General features: G+C 37.4%; 28 protein-coding genes. 24 read left to right on the forward strand and 4 right to left on the reverse strand.

Annotated elements, in window-relative coordinates; translation table 11 throughout:
- From HCO57_RS16025 to HCO57_RS16090, 14 genes are all read left to right on the forward strand, one after another.
- A complete protein-coding gene (locus HCO57_RS16025) occupies positions 1-1,716 on the forward strand; it encodes a DUF4942 domain-containing protein (RefSeq protein ID WP_167989864.1) in 1,716 nt (571 codons plus the stop codon).
- A 144-nt stretch (positions 1,717-1,860) separates the two neighbouring features.
- The gene (locus HCO57_RS16030) at positions 1,861-2,277 is read left to right on the forward strand and encodes an ArdC family protein (RefSeq protein ID WP_167989865.1); all 417 of its coding nucleotides are present in this window, start codon (positions 1,861-1,863) and stop codon (positions 2,275-2,277) included.
- Between the two features lie 486 nt (positions 2,278-2,763).
- Complete coding sequence (locus HCO57_RS16035) at positions 2,764-2,967, forward strand: hypothetical protein (RefSeq protein WP_136951943.1); 204 nt, start codon at positions 2,764-2,766, stop codon at positions 2,965-2,967.
- A 51-nt stretch (positions 2,968-3,018) separates the two neighbouring features.
- On the forward strand, positions 3,019-3,231 hold the full coding sequence (locus HCO57_RS16040; RefSeq protein WP_167989866.1) for a hypothetical protein: 213 nt from the start codon (positions 3,019-3,021) through the stop codon (positions 3,229-3,231).
- Between the two features lie 219 nt (positions 3,232-3,450).
- The gene (locus HCO57_RS16045) at positions 3,451-5,127 is read left to right on the forward strand and encodes a ParB/RepB/Spo0J family partition protein (protein WP_167989867.1); all 1,677 of its coding nucleotides are present in this window, start codon (positions 3,451-3,453) and stop codon (positions 5,125-5,127) included.
- A 266-nt stretch (positions 5,128-5,393) separates the two neighbouring features.
- Entirely contained in the window at positions 5,394-5,684 is a 291-nt protein-coding gene (locus tag HCO57_RS16050; protein WP_167989868.1) for a hypothetical protein, read from the forward strand.
- A 107-nt stretch (positions 5,685-5,791) separates the two neighbouring features.
- Entirely contained in the window at positions 5,792-6,028 is a 237-nt protein-coding gene (locus HCO57_RS16055) for a hypothetical protein (RefSeq protein ID WP_209066184.1), read from the forward strand.
- Between the two features lie 143 nt (positions 6,029-6,171).
- Positions 6,172-6,810, forward strand: coding sequence for a DNA-processing protein DprA (locus HCO57_RS16060; protein WP_167989870.1), 639 nt, complete (start codon positions 6,172-6,174; stop codon positions 6,808-6,810).
- The gene (locus HCO57_RS16065; protein WP_136951949.1) at positions 6,807-7,181 is read left to right on the forward strand and encodes a hypothetical protein; all 375 of its coding nucleotides are present in this window, start codon (positions 6,807-6,809) and stop codon (positions 7,179-7,181) included. The genes HCO57_RS16060 and HCO57_RS16065 overlap by 4 nt, the downstream gene beginning before the upstream one ends.
- 15 nt (positions 7,182-7,196) lie before the next feature.
- Entirely contained in the window at positions 7,197-8,084 is an 888-nt protein-coding gene (locus tag HCO57_RS16070) for a phosphoribosyltransferase (protein WP_167989871.1), read from the forward strand.
- A gap of 177 nt (positions 8,085-8,261) precedes the next feature.
- The gene (locus HCO57_RS16075; RefSeq protein WP_167989872.1) at positions 8,262-8,876 is read left to right on the forward strand and encodes a hypothetical protein; all 615 of its coding nucleotides are present in this window, start codon (positions 8,262-8,264) and stop codon (positions 8,874-8,876) included.
- A 414-nt stretch (positions 8,877-9,290) separates the two neighbouring features.
- Positions 9,291-9,677 (forward strand): hypothetical protein, encoded by a 387-nt coding sequence (locus HCO57_RS16080; protein WP_167989873.1) that lies wholly within the window; start codon positions 9,291-9,293, stop codon positions 9,675-9,677.
- Positions 9,678-10,697: 1,020 nt separating this feature from the next.
- A complete protein-coding gene (locus tag HCO57_RS16085; RefSeq protein WP_136951953.1) occupies positions 10,698-11,141 on the forward strand; it encodes a hypothetical protein in 444 nt (147 codons plus the stop codon).
- A gap of 5 nt (positions 11,142-11,146) precedes the next feature.
- Complete coding sequence (locus tag HCO57_RS16090) at positions 11,147-11,446, forward strand: hypothetical protein (RefSeq protein WP_136951954.1); 300 nt, start codon at positions 11,147-11,149, stop codon at positions 11,444-11,446.
- Between the two features lie 835 nt (positions 11,447-12,281).
- On the opposite strand, the gene HCO57_RS16095 is transcribed toward HCO57_RS16090, so the two are convergent.
- Genes HCO57_RS16095 through HCO57_RS16105 form a run of 3 tightly spaced genes read right to left on the reverse strand, consistent with a single transcriptional unit; the run spans position 12,282 to position 13,168 of the window.
- Positions 12,282-12,569 (reverse strand): hypothetical protein, encoded by a 288-nt coding sequence (locus HCO57_RS16095; protein WP_167989874.1) that lies wholly within the window; start codon positions 12,567-12,569, stop codon positions 12,282-12,284.
- 16 nt (positions 12,570-12,585) lie between these two features.
- Positions 12,586-13,053: a hypothetical protein gene (locus HCO57_RS16100; protein ID WP_136951957.1), complete on the reverse strand. Its 468-nt coding sequence runs from the start codon at positions 13,051-13,053 to the stop codon at positions 12,586-12,588.
- A complete protein-coding gene (locus HCO57_RS16105) occupies positions 13,028-13,168 on the reverse strand; it encodes a hypothetical protein (RefSeq protein ID WP_167989875.1) in 141 nt (46 codons plus the stop codon). Before HCO57_RS16105 ends, HCO57_RS16100 begins: the two co-directional genes overlap by 26 nt.
- Before the next feature lie 574 nt (positions 13,169-13,742).
- Between HCO57_RS16105 and HCO57_RS16110 the strand changes: the two genes are divergently transcribed.
- The 4 genes from HCO57_RS16110 to HCO57_RS16125 all read left to right on the forward strand — a co-directional run bounded on the left by HCO57_RS16110 (position 13,743) and on the right by HCO57_RS16125 (position 17,192).
- Positions 13,743-14,333 (forward strand): tyrosine-type recombinase/integrase, encoded by a 591-nt coding sequence (locus HCO57_RS16110; RefSeq protein ID WP_209066185.1) that lies wholly within the window; start codon positions 13,743-13,745, stop codon positions 14,331-14,333.
- A gap of 177 nt (positions 14,334-14,510) precedes the next feature.
- Positions 14,511-14,879 carry a hypothetical protein gene (locus tag HCO57_RS16115; RefSeq protein WP_167989876.1) on the forward strand — a complete coding sequence of 123 codons (369 nt, stop codon included), beginning with the start codon at positions 14,511-14,513 and terminating at the stop codon, positions 14,877-14,879.
- 222 nt (positions 14,880-15,101) lie between these two features.
- On the forward strand, positions 15,102-16,085 hold the full coding sequence (locus HCO57_RS16120) for an adenine-specific methyltransferase EcoRI family protein (RefSeq protein ID WP_167989877.1): 984 nt from the start codon (positions 15,102-15,104) through the stop codon (positions 16,083-16,085).
- A 3-nt stretch (positions 16,086-16,088) separates the two neighbouring features.
- Positions 16,089-17,192, forward strand: coding sequence for an HNH endonuclease family protein (locus HCO57_RS16125; protein WP_167989878.1), 1,104 nt, complete (start codon positions 16,089-16,091; stop codon positions 17,190-17,192).
- 112 nt (positions 17,193-17,304) lie between these two features.
- On the opposite strand, the gene HCO57_RS16130 is transcribed toward HCO57_RS16125, so the two are convergent.
- The gene (locus HCO57_RS16130; RefSeq protein ID WP_167989879.1) at positions 17,305-17,586 is read right to left on the reverse strand and encodes a PH domain-containing protein; all 282 of its coding nucleotides are present in this window, start codon (positions 17,584-17,586) and stop codon (positions 17,305-17,307) included.
- 324 nt (positions 17,587-17,910) lie between these two features.
- Here HCO57_RS16130 and HCO57_RS16135 point away from each other — a divergent pair, with 324 nt between their 5' ends.
- The 6 genes from HCO57_RS16135 (at position 17,911) to HCO57_RS16160 (ending at position 21,967) form a co-directional block, all read left to right on the forward strand.
- A complete protein-coding gene (locus tag HCO57_RS16135; RefSeq protein ID WP_167989880.1) occupies positions 17,911-18,180 on the forward strand; it encodes a demethylase in 270 nt (89 codons plus the stop codon).
- A gap of 10 nt (positions 18,181-18,190) precedes the next feature.
- Positions 18,191-18,469, forward strand: a complete 279-nt coding sequence (locus HCO57_RS16140) for a hypothetical protein (RefSeq protein WP_167989881.1) — start codon at positions 18,191-18,193, stop codon at positions 18,467-18,469.
- A 180-nt stretch (positions 18,470-18,649) separates the two neighbouring features.
- Positions 18,650-18,985 carry a single-stranded DNA-binding protein gene (locus HCO57_RS16145; RefSeq protein WP_136951908.1) on the forward strand — a complete coding sequence of 112 codons (336 nt, stop codon included), beginning with the start codon at positions 18,650-18,652 and terminating at the stop codon, positions 18,983-18,985.
- 239 nt (positions 18,986-19,224) lie between these two features.
- The gene (locus tag HCO57_RS16150) at positions 19,225-19,983 is read left to right on the forward strand and encodes a ParA family protein (RefSeq protein WP_136951909.1); all 759 of its coding nucleotides are present in this window, start codon (positions 19,225-19,227) and stop codon (positions 19,981-19,983) included.
- Positions 19,984-19,987: 4 nt separating this feature from the next.
- Positions 19,988-20,227 carry a hypothetical protein gene (locus HCO57_RS16155; RefSeq protein ID WP_167989882.1) on the forward strand — a complete coding sequence of 80 codons (240 nt, stop codon included), beginning with the start codon at positions 19,988-19,990 and terminating at the stop codon, positions 20,225-20,227.
- A 414-nt stretch (positions 20,228-20,641) separates the two neighbouring features.
- On the forward strand, positions 20,642-21,967 hold the full coding sequence (locus HCO57_RS16160) for a hypothetical protein (RefSeq protein ID WP_167989883.1): 1,326 nt from the start codon (positions 20,642-20,644) through the stop codon (positions 21,965-21,967).
- The last annotated feature ends 391 nt before the right edge of the window (positions 21,968-22,358 follow it).

Here is a 22,358-nt window from a genome sequence, read left to right on the forward strand (position 1 = left end):
ATGTTTGGAGAACAATTCTACCCAACACCAGAGCACGTTATCAAAATCATGCTCGAACCCTATTCCGGAAAACACTGGAAAGGCGGAATCAACGGACGTTATGCCGATTGCCCCTGTGGCGACCTACACGATAAGACCATTCTGGACCCATCTGCAGGGAAAGGCGATATCATCAACTACATCAAAAAGAATCTGTACGACCATGCTAGACAACAGAATGAAGATATCTATGCCATAGAACTCGACCCCAGTCTAGCCAGCATCCTAAAGGACAACGATATCAGCGTTATAGGTAGCGACTTTTTGACCTACCAAAACGATATCTATTTCGATGTGATTGTAATGAATCCACCTTTTAAAAATGGTGATGCGCATCTACTTAAAGCCATCGAAATTGCACACGACACCGATATCGTATGCTTACTAAACGCCGAGACGCTGTTGAATCCACATACCGATAGGCGTAAGCTACTACTGCAGAAAATTGAGCAATATGGCAGCTATGAAATCCTTGGTCCCGTGTTCAGTACCGCCGAACGCAAAACCGATGTGAACGTTGCCCTGGTCCGTCTACATGTCAAGGATGAATCCAAAAGCTTTGATTTTGACTTTACAGGCTATGAACCCCATACGATAGCATTCGATGAGAGCTTCATCAAGGATGAAATCGCACGAAAAGACCTAATCGGGAACATGATGCTGCAGCTAGAACGCTCCAAAGCTGCATACAAGGAATACATCGAGGCGGAAGCCAAGTGGCACCATGTTTCCAAACCCTTATTATCTCAACACCAAAAGCCTGATGACGTGGACAAAAAATCCCTGTCACCCATCAAACGCTACAATAATTTCAACAACCGCATCAAGGCGAACCTTTGGAGAGATGTTATTACCGAACTACAGCTAGAACGCTATATGACCTCTAGTATCCGACAGAACTTCCAAAAGTTCGTACAACAGCAGAGCCACATGGCCTTTGACCGAGAGAACGTCAAGGCACTGTTCGATATGCTAATGCTTAACAGTAATACCATCTTGGAACAATGTATCACCGAGGTATTCGATATGCTAACGGCCAATTACTACAGCGAGAACCGTATGTACGTGGAAGGCTGGAAGACCAACGACCGCTATAAGGTCAACCGAAAGGTCATAGCCCCCTGTTACGTGACCTATGGCGAATATACCAGTGCCCACTACCTCAAGGAAACCGGTTCCCGTTTTAGCATGTCCTACAGTGGTCGTGACCAATACACCGATATCGATAAGATGCTGTGCTACATCAGCGGTAAACCATACGAACAAATCATCACCATCCAGCGCGCACTGGAAAACAAGTTCGATATCCTTGGATATGTACGTACCGGGGAAAAATTCGACAACACCTGCAAGAGCACCTTTTTCGATATCAAGTTTCATAAGAAAGGCACCGTACACCTGACTTTTCGCGACAAACGCCTATGGCAGGAATTCAATATGCGCGCCTGTAACGATAAGAACTGGTTACCCGATAACGAACGCACCCAATGGGAAGCCAAACAAAAGGCAGCTCGAGAAAACGATACCAATACCAAATCCCATACTACCACAGCACAACTTGTTGAAAACACTAGCGTTGCAAAACCCAAAAAGAAAGCCGTAAAGGCCAAGCAAACCAAGAAGCAACCCTCTGAATTTCAAAACCAACTATTGGAACTCTTCCTTCCGGATTGCTGATGCCCTTTCAAGGGAATACCCCCACGGCGAAAATTGGGGCGGTACCGTGAAATGCCAAATGCAAGATTTGGCGTATTCACCCCAATAATCCCGCCCCTTAGATACCGCCTGTGGGGCCAATCCCACCCTTAAAACAATAACATCATGGAAACAATCTCAGCGAACAAGATTACCAAATCCGATTTTTATCAAAAAATCTTTTCTGCTTCCGGCATGGAAGAAAAACGTGACATTCTAAAGGAACTTAGCGCCACAGCCAAAGCATTGATGGAGTTTAGCCCACATGTGGACGAAGTACGGGTAAACGACGTGATTCTTGAACACATGTACAAAGGTGATGAGCATACCGAGTTCCATACCTTCAAAGGATGGAAGGAACTAGGCTTTAAGGTAAAGAAAGGTTCCAAAGCCTTCTTTATCTGGTCACAGCCAAGGAAAGTGACTAAAAAACAAGAAGATGCCAAAGAAGACGAGTCGCAAGAAAAGCAATACAAAATGTACGGTATCGCACATCTGTTCTCCAATGCCCAGGTGGAACCCATCGATGAAAGCACCGAATAAAGCATACGACACGAATTATCACAGGGGTTCCCTCTCGGGAATCCCTTTTTTTATACAATACTTAGGGTCACGGGAGTACTTATTTCAATAGGTAAAGCCCCTTAAAGGCACCTTGGAATTACCAAATCGTGTTGGTGGGGTATACCGACCCCACTTTTTTGATAGCGTAAAAACGGGAATATTTAACATCAACCTTTAATTCGAATAGGTGTTCAAACTTGGTGATAGGCCATCGCCTTTTTGGTCTACTTTCCATGTGAACTACTCGGTTGCTGTGCCCTGTGGTGTATTCAAATCATTCCATACTTATTTAAACACAAATTTTAAATGCTGTCAAAAGCATCTTTATCAGGAAGACAAAAAAAATTTAGATGCCCTTGGCCCATAATTTTTTTTGCGTGGTCGTAAACTTCTCTTCCTGGATCCTTTTGCCTTTCTGCATTCCAATTACAGCGTGTAAATAAGTTTAATTTAAATACAAACATCATGGCTTTTACAGCAACAAAAAGAGTAGTTCAAACCGTAGGAAAGTACACAAACTCAAAAGGCGAGGAAAAAACACAATACCAAGACCTTGGAACGGTATTCGAAAACGAGAAAGGTTACGAGAGCATTAAACTTACCGCTCTACCCTTACCCAACGAAAAAGGTGAAGTCTGGATAAACCTTTACCCAATCGACAAAAAATAATAATCCCGGTAAGGCCCCTTTAAGGGGCTTTACCTTTTTAAATCTCAAAACATGGAAACAAGATACTACATATTGACCCCTGAAGGATTTCCGATAGATGAAGAAATCGACCACGAGACCCCTAACCAAGCATGGAACGAGTTCGAAGAGTGGAAAAAAAAATTCGAGCGTCAAGGATATTATTCCACCGTTTCCAGGGGTGAGCGCATCAAAATTCTATTGAATAAATTAAAAGATTGCTGCGAATTGCGCACACGTTCTTGATTATCTGATTAAAAACCCACCCAATCCCGAACGATAAGCCGTTCGGGATTTTTTTTACTTTTTTTTAGCATCAATACTTGGCAAAGGTCAACTCGGTAAATGTTTGTCGGAAAAGGGACGGCATAAAACCGCAAGCTATTTATTCCGTTTCCTTTACACTCCAAAATTTTCACTTCCGTTGGTAAGTCCGCCAGTATTAATCTTAAAATCCAAAGAATCATGGAAGTACAACAAATCCCATTATCCGAAATTCAGTTAGACCCAACCCAACCAAGAAAGAGCTTTTGCGAAAAACGCCTGCAGCTGCTCAGTGAGAACATTGCCGAAATGGGTGTGCTGCAGCCCATAACCGTCATGCCCAGCGAGAAGGGGCACGTTATCGTGATGGGCGAAAGACGTTTCAGAGCATCCAAAATGGCCAAGCTGCAGACGATTCCTTGTATCGTTCGCGAGTTCGACAAGGATACCAAAAGCGAGGTGCAAATCGTAGAGAATTTACAACGTGAAGATGTTGAACCCTTGGAAGAGGCTGAGGCGATATTGTTTTTAGCTGGCAAATATTCTCCCGTAGAAATCGGCAAACGTATTGGTAGAACCCCAAAGTTTGTACACAGCCGATTGAAACTAGCCCAATTGTCAGAACACTTCAAACCCTTCGTGAAGAACGGCGATATGCCACTTATCACGGCCGTACAACTGGCAACGATGCCTTTGGACGAACAGGAACAACTCCACGAACTCTTGGGGGGACGCTTCGACAAGTGGCATGTGGAATCCTTTTTGAAGAACCAGTCACAAGACTTGGCAAACGCCCCATTCGACCCGTCCGATAAAGAACTCTATCCCAGCGCTGGAGCTTGTACTACTTGTCCCTTCAACAGTGCCAATACCGGGAACCTATTCGGGGATGACAAACATATCTGTACCAAGAATCCCTGTTTTAGAGCGAAATCGGAACTGTTCTTAAAACGCATCCTTGAGGATTGCAAGAAGGAAAACATCTTAGTAGTGGCTGAACACTCCGATTACGCAAAGGATTGGGAGGATAACGTACATTTTCGCTCCTTACTGCAGTCCCAAGGCCTAAACGAATACTACCACATGGACTCGGTACGGATAATCCGTAAACCAGAGCAACCCACCATGGAAAAACTTTTAGCGGAATATCCTAACTACGAATGGGAAGAGGGCGAGGCGGAAAGCGACCTAAACAAGCTTCTGGAACAATATAGTGAAGACCTTGCAAGATACGAGGCCGCCATCGAGGAAGGCTGCAGGACCGCAATTTTAATGGATACCAATACCTTTAAATACAAATCCGTGCTGGTCGCCCTGCGTGAAAAGAAAACCGGTACGACCGATAATACAGAGGATGTTTCCAAGAAGAAAATGGACGAGTGCACAGACGCTGAGAAAATCCTAAAAATAGAGCAGCGTGCCGAGCGTAAAGAACAAATTGAGCGCAACAAAGAGTTCGTTGAACTTTACGATGCTGTCAAGGACGGGGATTACGCCACTCAGACCAAAGCCCTTTCCAAAGAAGAAATGACCGCCTTTTGCATCACCCTATACGAGAACTTTATATCATGGCACAAGAAAAAACTTCTAAAAAACTTTTATCCGAAGATGAAAAATACAAGCCCAGAGCAACTCACCGCCAAATTTCAAGAAGGCTTCGATAAGAAGAAATTCCACCAGATGGCAAGAATACTTATCCAATCCAATCTGCATTTTGGTGAGAACAACCACGACAATAACATGACCAACCATAGTTTCTACAAGGCCGTTATGCCCTTCCATAAAGAAACGTTCCAAACCATAGAAAGCGAATACGCCGATAGGAAAAAACTTCGCCTGGAACGTACTAAGGAACGAATCGACCAGCTGAAAGATTGATTCACTTTTGGTTTTAAGATGGTCCGTAGGCTCAAAAGGCTTACGGACTTTTTTTATATGCTTAAGTTGACGGTACTAGATTCGCCACCGGCGAATCTTCAAGGGATTAATCCATTATTTGTGCAAGTTAAGTTCGCAAAATATTCCCATCAAAAGACTACGGATGAACCAGGCTCACGCTCTTATTAATTCCGTTTCCTTTTGAGCTGAAAATTTTACTTCACTTGATATTATGCCAAATAATTTTTAATCCAAATAACAATTTTATGGAATCAAAAAGAATGGCTAATGTTATTAGCAAATTGCAAGAAAAAGAAAATTTTCCTACCTTAGAAGTAGCCGAATTAATAGACTTAAAGGTGGATTCTGATATGGAAAAGGTACTTAATGCAATTGAAATTATGCAGACTAAAATGGATTCAAAATTTGCCGAGTTAGCGGTGAAGATTGATGAAAATAAAAAAACAACAGACCAAAAATATAACGTACTGTTGTATATGATATCTTTCCTACTAGCCGCTATTACAATAGTAAATATCTATACTCAATTAAAATAGCCGTTGGGCTATTTTTTTTGATTACCCTTTTAATCTTTAATCAGTCAATATTTTTGTCATGGTTTTTGAATAACCAAAAACACACGCCAAAGGTTAACTATATCAATATGGGTATTTACGAATTTCAACTCCTAAATAAACATGACCAGTACCAAACACTCTTTAGTCAAGGTACTTTCGTTGATGTGCGCATAGAAAACCATTACCGATATGCTATCTATTCTTTACATCAATTTTGGGTACAAGTCTCCTACAACCAAAACACCAATACCATTGAGCATATCACAGCTTTTATAGCAGGACCGCTATTGGATGCTTTTGCAACAGACCTTACCAATTTATAAGATGTACGTTTATCCGTCTTTTTTTATATCTTGCCAGCTGATTCATAAGACCCTATCAACTTTTTTTCTTGGCAAATGTACTACGACACTGCAAAGCGTATTGCAGTTTTTCGTAGCTTGTATTCGCCCGAAAAAAACTACTCATGATACCGCAAATGAACATACCACAAGGACATATTCAGCCCAAAAGAGAAGTTCCAAGCTACCTCTCAAAAGGTCTCGACTTTAAGGGGAATAAAGAACTCCTGCAGCACCCTAAAAAAATTGCCATTATTGGGTCAAGAAAACCTACTGCTAAGGGTGAAAAGGCAGCCAAAGAAATTGCCCTTACCATGATTCAAAATAACTGTGTTATCGTTAGTGGTCTCGCTGAAGGAATTGATACCATAGCCCATACGATTACTCTTGATAATCAAGGCAATACCATAGCGGTTATAGGTACACCAATAGATAAGGTTTACCCAAAACAAAATGCAGCACTATCTCAAACTATAGCCGATAAAGGACTTATCCTTTCACAGTTTCCTTTAGGGACACCCGTTAGACCATCCAACTTCCCCCAACGCAATAAAACTTTGGCTTATCTTTGCCTTGCTACCTTTATTTGCGATGCTACTGCGAAAAGCGGCACAAGGCACCAAGCCTTAGAAGCTCTAAAACATCATAAATCCGTTTACATCATGGAACATATTATCGATGCGGAAGTACCTTGGGCTTTGAAACTATTAGAGAAGGGTGCAAAAAAACTAACCTTTGATATGATATCTAAATTGAAACCATGACTATAACCCAAAAACCTCCAAAAAACAGTTTTAAGGTCATACTATTTTATTGGGCTGAAGAAGGCGAGCTCTGTATTGACTGCCCACAACTAGGGGTTTTATCCGTCAATCGACTAGAAGAGGGTCAAGAGCAAGAACTTGCTGTTTTGGCTGAAAATCAATTCCATAAAAAACTACGGGAAGACATCAAAAAATCAGGGGGTTCGAAAAATTATTTACGCTCCCAAGTCAAATTCGGAAACGGCAGTCTAACCAAGGATGCGGGTTACCTCCCCAATCCCTTTGAAAGTTTTCAGGAAAAGTATTCCTATATCCAAAGGGTCATTGAACAAGAAGGTTGCCGAAAAACAGAGCTTACCATTACCATTTAAAGCATAGCTTTCATAATGGCTATCCAACGCATAAAACTGGCCCATATTGATTATAAAAGTTCCCTGCAGGGAAGTTATGACAAAACCTTCGGCAAAACAAAGGACCGTCTACGCCTAAAAAGGTTTCCTGAACCCGACACCACCGATTTCATCAAGGAAAGGATGGTACCCAAACTATTGGAACGCGTGCAAAGGACGCTCACAAAGGATACGATATTGGTCTGCATGCCCAGAAAGGAGGGCAAGCTAGCCCCCAATGTACTTCCAATAAAATATACCAAACTGCTTTCCGATATCCACAACATACCGCATATCGACCTTAGCGATTACCTTCGGGTAATACAGGAAAGGTCCGCCAGAGGTTCTTACTCTGCCGGCGAACGAGCCGATAACCCGTTCAGGATATCCTTCAACGATACCGATACGAAGCAGGAACTCTTGGACAAGCTTTCCAATAAGAAAATCTTATTGGTAGACGATGTAATCACAACGGGGGAAACCTCTGTTGTGATGGCAACGTTCCTAAAAGAGACCGTACCCAATATAGAAATACAAGGGGCTCATGCCCTTGCCGTTGTCAACAACTCGGGACCCACCCCTAGGGACATCATGCGCATCACCGAGAAACTTAATGCCCATTTGCCAAAAATTGACCCCAATAGGATACGGGAGGACGTGCATTTGGCACTAGGTAGCTTTACCCGGAAGAAAGCCATGCGTTTCGAAATAGGCATCAAGGACCTGGCGACTGCCATAATGAAGTACTACGATATCAAAAAAGATATATCCAAGATACAGAACGGGCTTGGCACATCCATATCGGAACCTGTCGCCAATAAACGGGCAAATGGCATAAATCAATTAAAAGAAACCAGTACCACTTATAAACACCGCCGCCATTGATACCCCTACCTTACAATAGGGCAGCCATATCGTTTTGAAGCGAAATAAGCGGGCAAATCTAAAATCCGCACTTAGCGGCACGACACCACACCTTTGGCACGCTCGCAAAGCTCATGAGGTGTCGCCTTAAAGTGCCTTGGATTTTATCCTAAGCCCGTAATTTCAAAACGATAAAACATGGCTATCAAGAACCCAATCGAAAAACAACGGGCACAAAAACAGAACCGTAAACTACAACTTATCGAATCTAAATGCACCGTTAGGGAACACGTCCGTGACGGTATAGCGGCAATCGCCTATACCTACGAAATGGATAACCGGTTCCTGGCAATCGCATACAAAGGCAAGGCAATCAAACCGAAATGGCATTGTTTCTACAAGTCCCCAGAGGACCGAAAAATAGCCATTGAACGCTTTTTCGACAACTTGGCCAACGAACAACAACTAAAGGAGGAACAACGCGAGGGCAAACAAAAGAAACGCTCCGAACTTGCCAAAAGGATGGCTCCCGGAACCCTTCTAAAAGGCTCTTGGGGCTATGACCAAACCAATGTGGACTTCTACCAAATAACGAAGAAGTTCTCACAGTTCAAGGTCGGTATCGCCCGTATCGCCGAGGAAGAAGTCCCCGATAGCAGACAATTCGATTCCTGCAGGGTAAGACCCGTAAAGGATAAATTCATATCCCAAGAGGAAATACACATTATTACCGGTTTTGGAATAAAAACTTCCCTATCGACCCTACGTATCATAGAACCCGATAGTGAACATTATAAATCCTGGGGCCGCTAACAACGCTCTATACAACATATACCCTATATAAAAGGTGTACCATGTTTACCATGTGTACACTTTTTTGTTTCATAGCCCCTTATCCTATCTATCCCGCTGCGGTAATTGGAAACTGTCTCACGGACATGCGTAGCCGGTCCGCTCACCACTTGCCAAACACCTCGCTCGCTCCGTAACCGCTTGAACGCTTCCAAGGCCCATTCCGATGTATAGCCCAAAATTTTCCTTTCCTCATCCCCCTTTGATTTTGAATCATGCCCGAAAGCTGCCTTGAAAGAACCAAGCCGTTACCCTTGCCCTTGCCCTCTTCTAGGCGCGATTCCCTGTTGGTGAATTCCCTACATAGTGCATAAGATTAAAAATCACACCATCCAGCGGTGAGTGCAATTTTTAATCTTAAAAACAATTACTATTATGGGATGGACATCATTTCACTACAACGAAACCACACACACCAATTGGTCTGAAAGCCAAGCTAAATCCTTTCTACAAAATGAATTCGAGAATAACGGATATAAAATCCCCGTGTTCCATCTGCAGAAAGCAAACACCCAACACGACCATAACGTACTTTACGTAGTATTCCAACATCCAGACGGCTATAATTTCCTAATGGTGATACTGGTCGATATCAAAGACCAAGAAATCTTTTTCAAGGAGGTTCCAAGTGATTTTGGCCCTATAGAGGACAAATGCCCTGTTTCCTTTTTAAAGCTACTTCCAGAACCTAAGAGCAATTTCTGCAGGGAATGGCGAAAAAGGGTAATCAAGAACAACGTAACCCTTGACAAGGTAAGTTGAAACTAACCTTTAGAAATAAGAAAGGGCGTTCCAATTCGGATACGCCCTTTTTTACACAAAACCTATAAAAAATAGGTTAAAATTCGATGAAATGCTACCCTAATTATATATAATTAAGGTACATTTGTTTAAAATTTTAAACTTAAGTCTAAGTTTAAAATGTGGTAAGCCACTACCTTGTAGCCACTTACCTACCTCCTTACTACTCCTTAAGGAGTAGTATCAAAAGAATTAATGTTATATTAAATGTTTCCATCTTATAGGATATTTAATTTAACTAAAACACCAGAGCTGAACCCTCTGGTTTTTTTTTTTTGGGGACCAATCCAAGTTTTAAAACTTCCAGCATACCAGGTCAATTACGATAGCTTTATAAATCAATAATTTATATTCATTAGGACAAGTTTCATTATTAACCCCATCCCAATTTATCTACAATCCATCTTTCTTTTATACTATAACACAGAACATACAATAGTGTACTAGTTTTCTCGTATACAAAGTTATTATAAAAACTATTTATTGTTTATAGATTAATCATTTGTACTACTTATTACTTATTAACAACATAGTTAATACAAACAACCTTATTTCCAATTGCTTAAAGCCTAAGTTAAACAAAAGATTTTCGTTTTTTTATAGGCTTAATATTTGTGGTCATACTTTTATTTTGCATGTTAACTAGATTATACCATATCCAATATAACTCCTGAGCCTGCAGCTCAATCTATACCTACAAATTTAGTTCGATACTACAGTAATTAATTTGTTTTTTACCGTTACGTTTCCAATAGTTTTCAACTACAAAAAGGATACATTCTAGATAATACCATGTTCCCCCTGGTTTTTAACTAAACACCTTTGTCTAAGATAAAATGCGATAAACCATTTTTCGGTTTTACAGCTATTTTCATATAGCAAAAAAACGGTGCTGCAGGAACACAGCATGGCGCTCACTTATGGTTTTGTTCCTGATATAGCACCGTGCCCCGGCATTATGAAAATGTCTAAACCTTAAAAATGGAATTAAATTTTGATTTTAACAGTAGACCTTCCCTGCCTAAAAGGGGGCTTAAAGTCTACTATGGATGGTCCAAGCTTACACCCAAAGTGATGCGCAAACCTGAGCTAGCCGTATTTTTTGAGAACGCCAACCATAACCCCATGCAGAACCAACGCTTTATCGAACGCCGCATGCACCTGGTACACACGCGTAAACAAACCTATGCCGAATCCACCGATTCCTTATATACCAACCGTATGTTCACTAAATATTCCTATCTGATTGAAGAGAAACCTTATCATGGTGACGTGGAACTTGCCCTTGAATACAACTATATTTCCGACGAGAACCATGTTCCCCTTATGCTTAGGGAAATCATTCGCAACAAGCTCCGAAAAACTTTCCCTGAGGCCTATCCCGATTTTAAACACACACCACAAACTTCATTAATCTTTAATTAAATACTATGAAAGCATTTAAAGTAACATTCAGACACACGGATAAAAGCGTTCGACAGGTTCAAGTAGAAGCCTTCAATAAGGAAAGGGCAATTTTGAGATTCAAGGTCAACTGGGGCGAAGAAATGGTCATTCTTAACGTAGTCGATACTAATCAAAGGGTATTCGATATACCCAACGCAATGGAAAGTATTAAGTCCGATTTTGATAATAAGAAAATATCCCTAGAGGAAGCAGCCCTACAAATCCATATTCAAGGTTTCACAAACTATGTAGATATGGATTATGCAAAAGAAAAACTTCTATAATACTACTAACGCTTTTCAGTTGGGAAGTCAAGAACTGTAATTCTAAATAACAGAAAATATATGCCAATCCTTTTTGTCATGGTTTTTGAATAACCAAAAACACACGCCAAAGAAAAATCATCCTTACCTTAATCATTCCTACCAATCAAAACTTTAAGAGATTCTATTAGTTTTATCATCTCCCCATTAGACCTTTTTAAACCATCTTTCCAAGGGAAAAAAATATAGAGTATAAGTACTAAAAAAAGTACTACCGTAACTATCACTTTTTCCGTTATTTTAATCAACAATACCATTTCACTAAATTTATTACCTCTAAGTAATAAAACGTAATAATCATTTAAAAGGACAATTCCATAAGCCTAGTGTTTACAGGGGTTTCGATGAAGTTGAGCTATTATTTATAGCGTAATTTTGCTTGACATACCTCTTTAGTGAGTATTTAAAATCCGACGATGATAAGCTTTGAAGAATTTATTGTAAAGTATATTAATGGTGAGTATCCATTTTATTGGTATATTCCACCTCTATTTCTATTATGGGTCTAAGAATTATTTATAAACTCACATCTGAATCGAAAAAGAAACAAATGAAAAAGAACATGAATATGTTCGATTTCATGTTGATGGATAATTTCCGACAGGATGTTATTATGTACAAGTTTTCTAAGAGCCTGGTTAAAATAGAAAAGAATGGAGTTGTTTTCGAGTTAAGAGCACTTCATAACTTCTTTATCGAAGAAGCAACCCGAAGTGATAATCATTTGTACATAGGCCGTAAAGTATTTAGCAATGGTTTTGAACTCGATAAATACCAAAACAATAACCAGGAGTTTCTAGAACTTCTTTCTAGCCACTAACCCTTCATAAATATCTCTTTGCATAAAGAGTTTACTATTGAAATCATGATGCAGCTTTCTTTGGTCATGATAATTGAACGTAAAATAAACAGCAAAGTCATAAGCACTCATGTCACTCTTTTCGTGCTCACTGATAATTTCCTTCCAATTTAAGGTGTATTCTCTAGTATAGTTAATTCGGTCCGTTAATCGAATTATCCAGAGTAAAGCTATATCTATAGCTATCCTTACTTTAGTAATCACATTGAAAAATTGCTTTTTCATATGCTTGGTAGTGGTCTTAAGTTATTCCTTTCTGTCTTTTGTCTCTACCGTAAAAAAAGTAATTCACGCCTAATAATAGAGACAAGACCAAAACTACTAAAAATTTGCTTGTCAGAGAATTATATTCGGTGAAACGAGCATTGGTCAAAATCATAATGAGCTGATAAAACGACACCCCTACTGGAACAAGTAACGCTGCTCTATAAGATTTACCATGTGCATCCAAAAACCACCCTAGAAAACTTAAATGTATCGATAGATGTAATAATAGGTTGTACAAGAATATCCGATAAGAAGAATACCCGACAATATATCCTTCCTCATCGGTTAAAAATTTTTCAATACCTAAATCTGGTACCCAGCTGTTCGTGCCTTCTCCAGAACTGGTTATCAAATCATGTAAAAAAGGAAGGGTAGCCATCATAATAATGCCCACCCATTTTAGGAAATCCTTCTTTTTAGGTATCTCTCTCTTTCCATTCATCCTTTCGGATGGATTGCTGTTCTGTTTGGTTGTCATACTCAGTTAGGTCTTCTTTTTCGCATGCCACACTTACAACTGCAAGGAACATGAGAACTGTTAAAATACGAATTTTCATTTTACTTGGATTTTAATGTTTCCCTTAAAATTATACATCGTACCAGCCTGTTGTAGGCCTTATCCTATATAGTTGTAAAGTTTTAATTAACAAAGAAACCTTAAAATGAAGCAGAAATGACAATCCCGTTACAATACTAAAGCAGTTAGGTAACGGGATTAAATCGGGGGACACTACGAATATGCTCTACAATATATACAAAAACGTTAATCCATCATAACAAATGCTATTTTTATAACTATATAGGATAAACAGTTTCCCATTTTATTAATAAGATAAAAACTAGAGTACACATAAACCACCCTTTTTTGGAACTTTGATAGCAGAACCAGATTCTTAATCACATTTAGTATACTATTTCCATACATTTTGGTAGTTTACCTTATAGATGTTTTTATAACCTTTTTTTTGGCACAACATTTTAAAATTATTGGCAAGTAGATGTTTTTTAATAGCCTTGGTTTACACTATTAGTAATAGTGTCAGCAGATTTTGCTCCCAATCTTCCAAAAAATAAGCTATAAAGCGTTAAATTGACCTAAAATCTGACAATATTCCAACATAATGTAAGATTATGGATAAAATGCGCATATTCGACCAAGAGGGAAATAGGTTATACCTTAATCAAAAAGAAATCCAACAGTTCCTTAAAACGGCAAAACAAAAAAACGCCAAAATCCGAACTTTGGCAGAAACCCTGACCTATACCGGTTGTAGACTATCAGAGGCCCTTGCCATAACCCCTGAGAACATACTTTTTAATGACAACCAAGTTGTAATCAACAGTTTAAAAAAACGAAAAACCGACCATTATCGTATCCTTCCCGTTCCAAGGGAATACATGGAGATTATGGTCGTAGCACATGATATACAACAAAGACAAAAACAAAAGAACAAAAAAAACCTACCTTTATGGGACTGGTCACGCCAACATGCCTATGAGCTTATCAAGGGATTAATGGTAGAATCAGGAATTCCCCCAGGTAAAAACAGAAGCCCCAAAGGATTGAGGCATGCTTTTGGTGTAAACGCAGTTACCAAAGATATATCCCTGTCGATGCTCAAAAAATGGATGGGCCATGCCCATATTTCAACAACAGAAATATATGCCAATGCCATCGGAAAAGAAGAAGCATTGATGGCGCAAAAAATGTGGACCAAATGAAAGAAAATGAAATACTTAAAAGAATGCTTGTAGACATACAAAATAACGACACCTTTACTGACAAAGATTTAACTTAATAAAACTATCAATATTGAAAAAAGCTCATCATATTCTAGATGAAATTCTATTCAATAATTTAACTAAAACATACTAAATAACAAACAATCTTACTCCGCCATGGCAAAAAAACTCTTAATCATATTTATTTTTTCACTTTATTCTTGTACTTCAGAAGAAGATAAGATTTCATCAATTATCAATAAATCAAACATATACCAGACCCATGATATTTTCCATATGAAAATACCTGGATTCCTTATTGCAGAGTATTCAACTTACAATAATGAAGACAACTATCATTTAGTAAGGCACATTTACGAGGAAAACTTCAAAAGAAAACGAATGTTTTATGTCGTTAACCTAACTAAAAAAAATATTACTCTATCAGATTCAGATTACCAAACTTTCTTCAAACCTGTAGCCTCAAAAATGCTTGGAAAAGCAATGACAGATTTAAGTGGGGATATTTACATGAATTCTTACTGATTAATAAAATCTATTATAAATATTAAGATAATCTTAAAGACTTCTAACGACACAATATTACACTTATATAGAAATTATTAGTTTTATACACAAGAGATATTCATTGTTACGGATATCCACAAATAATAGTATATATCCATCACATGACGGATATTCAATTGTTGTGTACCATTTGAAAAAAACCGAGAAACCAAACAAAAAGAAGAATAACCAAGAAAATAAATGGCAAATAAAAACACCGATTTACATAAAGCCAAAAAAAGAAAAAAGGATGAGTTTTATACTCAATTATCCGACATTGAGCGTGAATTAAAGCATTACAAAAATCATTTTAAAGGTAAAATAGTATACTGTAATTGTGATGACCCAAGAATTAGTAATTTCTTCCACTATTTCTCATACAATTTCGAAAAACTTGGGCTGAAAAAATTAATAACTACTTGCTACAAGAATCAAGATATGGACTTGTTTAGTCAAAACGAATCAGAACAAGCTATCTACTTGGAATATAATGGTGATAAAAATGGGAATTTTGTTCCAGACCCTGAAGAAATTGGAATTATAGAATTAAATGGAGATGGAGACTTTAGAAGTCTTGAAAGTATTGAATTATTAAATCAGGCTGACATTGTAGTCACCAATCCACCATTTTCTTTGTTTCGAGAATATGTTGGACAGTTAATCGATAATGATAAAAAATTTATAATTATAGGACATCAAAATGCCATAACCTATAAAGAAATATTTAAATACATCAAAGAAAATAAAATGTGGTTAGGTTACGGGTTCAAACGAAATATGGCTCATTTTATAAATCCACATTACGAGGATTACGCAACAGATACCGACCACAAAGAAGGAATGATTAGAGTTTCAGGTGTCGTTTGGTACACTAATTTGGAAATACGCAAAAGACACGAAGATGTTATATTGTATAAAAAATATTATGGTAACGAAGATTACTATCCGAAGTATGATAATTACGATGCAATTAATGTAGATAAGGCAAAAGAGATTCCAATGGACTATGAAGAGACAATGGGTGTGCCAATTACATTTTTGAGTAAATATAACCCAGACCAATTCGAACTTATAGGTCAGATGGTAACAACAAAAATTGATGAATTAAATCACGGTTATCCTTACATTAACGGAAAAAAAATATATGCACGTATTTTAATTCGCAATAAAAAAGTACAATCATAAGCAATGGACATAAAACTAAAAGAAATAACAGTACGTGAATTAACCAATGGCTATGAAGACAATGAAGAAGATGGAGTAATCGGTTATGATGCAAAATTAGACATTCGACCACCATACCAACGTGAATTTATTTATAAAGACAAACAAAGAGACGCAGTTATAAATACAGTTACAAAAGGTTTTCCTTTGAATGTTATGTATTGGGCTGTTAGAGACGATGGAAATTTTGAAGTAATTGATGGCCAGCAAAGAACTATTTCACTTTGCCAATACGTTGATGGAGATTTTTCTGTGGTAGTTGGAGACATACCAAACCATAGAGCTTTCCACAATCTTCAAGCGGACGAACAGGAAAATATTCTCAATTATAAACTAATGATTTACGTATGTAGTGGTACAGATAGTGAAAAATTAGAATGGTTTAAAACCATAAACATTGCAGGAGAAAAACTAACTGAACAGGAATTGAGAAATGCAGTTTATTCAGGCAGTTGGGTTACAGATGCTAAAAGATATTTCAGTAAAAGCGGTTGTCCAGCTTATGGAATTGGTAGTGATTACTTGAATGGCTCACCTATAAGGCAAGATTATTTAGAAACTGCAATTAAATGGATTTCAAAGGGCAACATAGAGGTTTATATGTTAAATCATCAACACGACCCAAACGCGAGTGCTTTATGGAGATACTTTCAAGATGTTATATCTTGGGTTAGTACGACTTTCACAAAAAAGCGCACAAAGTTTATGAAAGGTGTAGATTGGGGAACTCTTTACAATCAATATAAAGATGAAGTATTTGACACAAAAAAATTAGAATCTGAAATAGCAAAATTAATTGCAGATGATGATGTTCAAAAAAAGAAAGGAATTTATCCTTACGTATTGACTCGTGACGAAAGACATTTAGGTATTAGAGCATTTTCTGACTCTATGAAACAAAAAGTTTACGAAAAACAGGACGGTATTTGCGTTGAATGTAAAGAAGAATTTGATATTGTATTTATGGAAGGCGACCATATTACACCTTGGCACGAAGGAGGAAAAACTATCGAAGAAAATTGCCAAATGCTTTGTAAAGATTGTAACAGAAGAAAAAGTGGAAAATAAAGACTGTACACAACATAGAACTGAGGTAATCAAAAGTTCAAAAAAAGGATTTTCCGCCAATTCTCACTTATTACGGACACAACCTCACTAATGAAAATCCCATTTTAATGCATTAGCTATCAATTTCATGAACCCGATTTCTATAGCGTTGATCCAAGATGTTTTGTCTTAGGATACCTATGAAATCATTTTTTCTTACGCCTTTAAGTGTGGTGTATCTGGAGAACTTTTGAGAAGTAATCAATTCGACATTCATTACTCCAATAAGACGTAAAAAGAAGGGTCTAGATTCTCTAATATCTTTTATTCTGAATAATTCGATTGTTTTCCTTTCTCTGGAAAATACGCCTTTAGTAATGGTGATATAATCTTCGTTAAAATCAAACCTTACCATATAAACTTTAAGAATAAAATATAGATTAAAAAGGCAAACAAATGCAAAGGGAAATAGTATCGGTATTTTGGCTACAGATGCTATCCTAAATAAAAAGCCCATTAAAAAGAAGGACCCTATATAGATGGGTATACATTTTACAAAAGCATAAAGAAAGCTTGGTCGTGCTGAAAAAGACATTGGTGATATTCTTACGATTGTTGGTAGACAATTTAATAATTTATTTCATCCTAAATAATAGTTTTAATGAGATACTATGAAGTAAGTAAAAAAGGTGTTTCTGTCTAAGAATTATTATTTTTATTCGAAACGGAGAGTTTTCTTATGGCCAATATTCACACTAACGATAAAGGTTTTTTAATTATCAAAATGACCCGGGAAGAGTTTTTGTCCATAGGGGGACTTTCACGCTGCGATGGGTGTAATACACCAATGAATGAAGGATACTATATAGCCGTACTCAACTATGCTTATTGTGAAAAGGATTTCCATTCATGGTATCAAAGGGCAGAGAGGTTTCCAGAGGATGCTTCTTTTGAAAGAAGAAATTTCAACGGTATGTGCCAAATAATGAACATACACTCCTTAAATTGATTCCCACCTTATGAAAAAAGTTAACGTTATTATAGAATCCAATGTACATACGGAATATTCCGGTATAAGCTATGAATTTGAATTCTATGAAATTCCATGTATAGGGGATGATGTGCTTTTTGAGATGAGGGAACCTAATAAGGATTCTACCAAGGAGTACAAGGAATTTTATGATGATATATCAAACTTCAAGACTGATTTATTCAAGGTAACGGCAAGAACCTTCCACCCAAGGGACCATTCCGATGAGCCTAGGGTAGATATATTTCTTGTTTCCCATTATGAATAATACGCCCCACTGTTAGCTATTGCCCGCCCATACGATAATTTGACTATAAGCATATTGAAATCTGCCAGTAAAATACCTTTTTAATATTTTTTACATTTTTAGTATTTTTTACATTGTTTACCTTGTTTTATTGTCTTTTTATTATTATATTGTATTAGTAATCAATTAATTATATTTATTATGTCAAGTATCAAAAACAAGGTACAATTAATAGGTAACCTAGGTGGTGACCCTGAAATTGTTAACATGGAGGGCGGTTCTAAACTGGCCAAGTTTACCATTGCTACCAATGAGAAATGGAAAGACGCCAACGGTGAAAAGCAAGAGGAAACACAGTGGCACAATATTGTGGCCTGGGGAAAGACTGCAGAGATAGTAGAGAATTATCTAGTCAAAGGAAAGGAAGTTGCTATCGAAGGTAAACTTACACACCGAAGTTATGAGAATGATAAAGGTGAAAAAAGGTATGTAACCGAGGTGCGAGCCAATGAAATACTAATGTTAGGCAAAGCCTAAAAAGTATTAAAGAAGCTCTTCTTTTAAGTAAATACCTTTCTAATGGCTTCTAGACGGGTAGGGACGCCCCCGGTCCAACCCAATTAATCATACTTTTATTAGTACCCGTTTTTTTGTTTTGAAACAATTAAAATGTATATTCGTTACACATTTTATACCTTGTAAAAAAGGTGTGTAATGTTTAAAATATTTATAAGGTAGACAACTTATTAGTTAATAGGATTATTTAATTATATATCATGCCAATTATATCCCTGATGAACCAAAAAGGTGGGGTGGGAAAAACCACAACTACCATTAACTTGGCAGCCCAATCGGCAATTAAAAACAGAACCTTGATGGTAGATGTCGATAACCAAGCCAATCTTACCAAACAGTTTTTGTCCGAAGAACCGGAAAAGACTGTTGAAGAATTGTTCCATGGTAGATATCTTGAACCTATAGAAATTAAAAAGAACCTTTTTTTATTACCCTCCAGTTTGGAACTCACAGGAATAGAGAATAAAATTGCCGATAAGATATCAAGGGAATTTTTTCTTAAAAAAGCACTCAAAAAGTATCAAGAAGAATTTGACAATATCTTCATAGACTGTCCGCCAAACGTCAATTTGGTGACCATAAACGCATTAACGGCAAGTGACCACATTATATGTCCTATTATAGCTGATGCCTTTAGTGTGGAAGGTATAGAGGGAATGATAAGCGTTTGTAGTTTATTAAAAGAACAGGTCAATCCAGACCTGAACATATTAGGTATCGTTGTCACCCAATACGATGAACGTCTTAGTATATCTAAACATATTTTAAAGGACTTGGAAGACAGGGGATGGGCCGATGATATCTTCAAGACCAAGGTCCGTGTCAACACGGCCATAAGACAAGGACAATATTATCGTAAGGATATATTCCAATATGACCGTAAATCTCACGGGGCGATGGACTATGCCAAACTTGGCCAAGAAGTAATGAAAAGAATTAATAACTATCAAAAATTATAATATCATGGGATTGAACGATATGCTTACAGATAGCAAACGACCATCTAGCAAACCTAATAAGACCAAGAAACAAAAAATTGAAAAGTCTTATAAGAGCTACCTTGTTTCTGATGAAACCTCTGGCCTTATCAAAAAAGTGACCTACACCTTGAAGATACAAGGGAAGAAAAAAACCACTAGCGACGATATCCTGAACGAGGCCATTACATTGATGGCAAAAAAGTATAAAATAGATGTTGATTGATAAAATGGAAATATTCCTATATTTAGGATTTATTCCATTTTATGAAAGATAGAGAAATCGTGTTCGAGAACAGAGATTGGAAAAAAATAAAGGAACTCTTATTGGAGATAGGCAACTACAGGTATGAAACGGCACTTGAGAACATGAAGCTTTCACATCACAGGCCATTGACCATGAAGTATTTTTTTCTACAAGCAACCGAGCACTGCACCTTTTTATGTATACTTTATCCCTCTGGTTATTCTGCACGACTTATGAAAGTTGATGAATATCGTAACTTACCGAAAGATGGTTGGACCAGAAGGGAAATTAAATATGGGGCCTAGAACAATTATAGCTTATGTCAACACGGTAAAACCAAAGACATTTGATTTAAAATGCCTAAGCATCATTTTAAAATATAATATTACTTAAATGAATTTACCGACGATTCCATATCATTCCGATGATTTTTCCCTAAGGATTGATAAAAATGTTGCCTTCAATATTCTTTCTTTTAGGGCATTAGGGGATGATGCCAAAATTATCAAAGCTCTTCTTATTTATACCGCCCTGAACCATCAAGAAGAAGACCTTTTTGGTTTTTATAGACTGGACCCAAAGAAATTTGCAAAATCAATGTTCCTGCAAGAATCTCATTTATATAGACTACATCCAAACCCATATTTCTTAACCCATGACCCTAGAGCCCAGGAGAAGTTGGAAAGGGAAAGAAACGCCCCAAAGGGAAGAATGTCGGAGTGGAGAACTTGGAGCACATATTTGGAAAACGCCCTTTATATATTGACAAACCAAAGTATTGTCGATGATTACAGGTTTAAGGATGAAACAAAAACCATTATTACCACCTCACGATTCAACTTCTTCGATGAAATTACCTTTAAATTAGAAAAGACAGGAAAAACCTATAGGGTAATTTATTACTATAAGCCAAATAAAAAATACGAGGAAAACCTCAAGCAGTATTTTCTTTTAGGAGAAATTAAAAAATACAATCAACTAAAAAAACCTAATTTGGAAGATGCTTATTTGGATTTACTCAATAGGATTGGTAATGCCAACGCTAAAAACATTAATTCAATCCTTTTTTCGTTAGACACGATTTCCTCTATTTTGGGATTAAAGAAATATAGTAAGTTTTCGGACCAAAAACGAGCCGTTTCCAGAAAGTTCGATAAGCTATGTACCGTTATAGGTGAAGACGTAAAAGGTTTACAACTGACATGGGTAAATCCAAACGATAATATCGGAGATTATATTGGAATGGTACAGCACGGAGTAAAGGTAAAGGTCGATAATGTGGCCATGATTACATGGGATAGGCTTTCCGAAGAACAAAAAAGGAAAAAAGATTCAAAAAATTTTAAGAACATATTCAATACCGAATTGACCCGAGCTTTTATACAGGCCTATTTCAACAAGTACAGTGGTAAATTGGCAGGGTTGTCCGAAGACCGGAAAAAACAACTTTTCTATGAATGGTTTATTTCCGATGTGGATAACGATATCAAGGAAGTAAAATATGAGAATACATATCTTGATATTTATAAAAATTCAAAGGGGATGCATGCTCATTCAAGAGAATTTTTCAAAGTGGTAGAATATGCTATAAAAATCCAAACCAAATATAATTGCATCTCATTCGAGAACGACCGACTTATATTGTATTTAAAGGACAAAAGGGTCACTTTTAAACACCTATACCAATTGTTGGAGCATATAGAAGAAATTAGGAAATAGGAACGCCCTGCCCAAGTGTCGCTTTTGATGATTAACGCCCTGCCCAAGTGTCGCAAAAGGTCTCGGTCCTAAGTATAAAATGAAATATCCTATTTAAATATGTTTATATATTGATTGAATATCAATATGTTAATCAGCTATTTCAAATTCAAAAATTACTTAAAGCACAAATCAAAATAACGCCCTGCCCAAGTGTCGCAAAAGGTCTCAGTCCTAAGTATAAAATGAAATATCCTATTTAAATATGTTTATATATTGATTGAATATCAATATGTTAATCAGCTATTTCAAATTTAAAAATTACTTAAAGCACAAATCAAAATAACGCCCTGCCCAAGTGTCGTAATTATACAGTTAACGCCCTGCCCAAGTGTCGCAACGCCCTGCCCAA

Origin of the sequence: Croceivirga sp. JEA036 (genome assembly GCF_011882165.1) — a bacterium.
GTDB lineage: Bacteria > Bacteroidota > Bacteroidia > Flavobacteriales > Flavobacteriaceae > Croceivirga.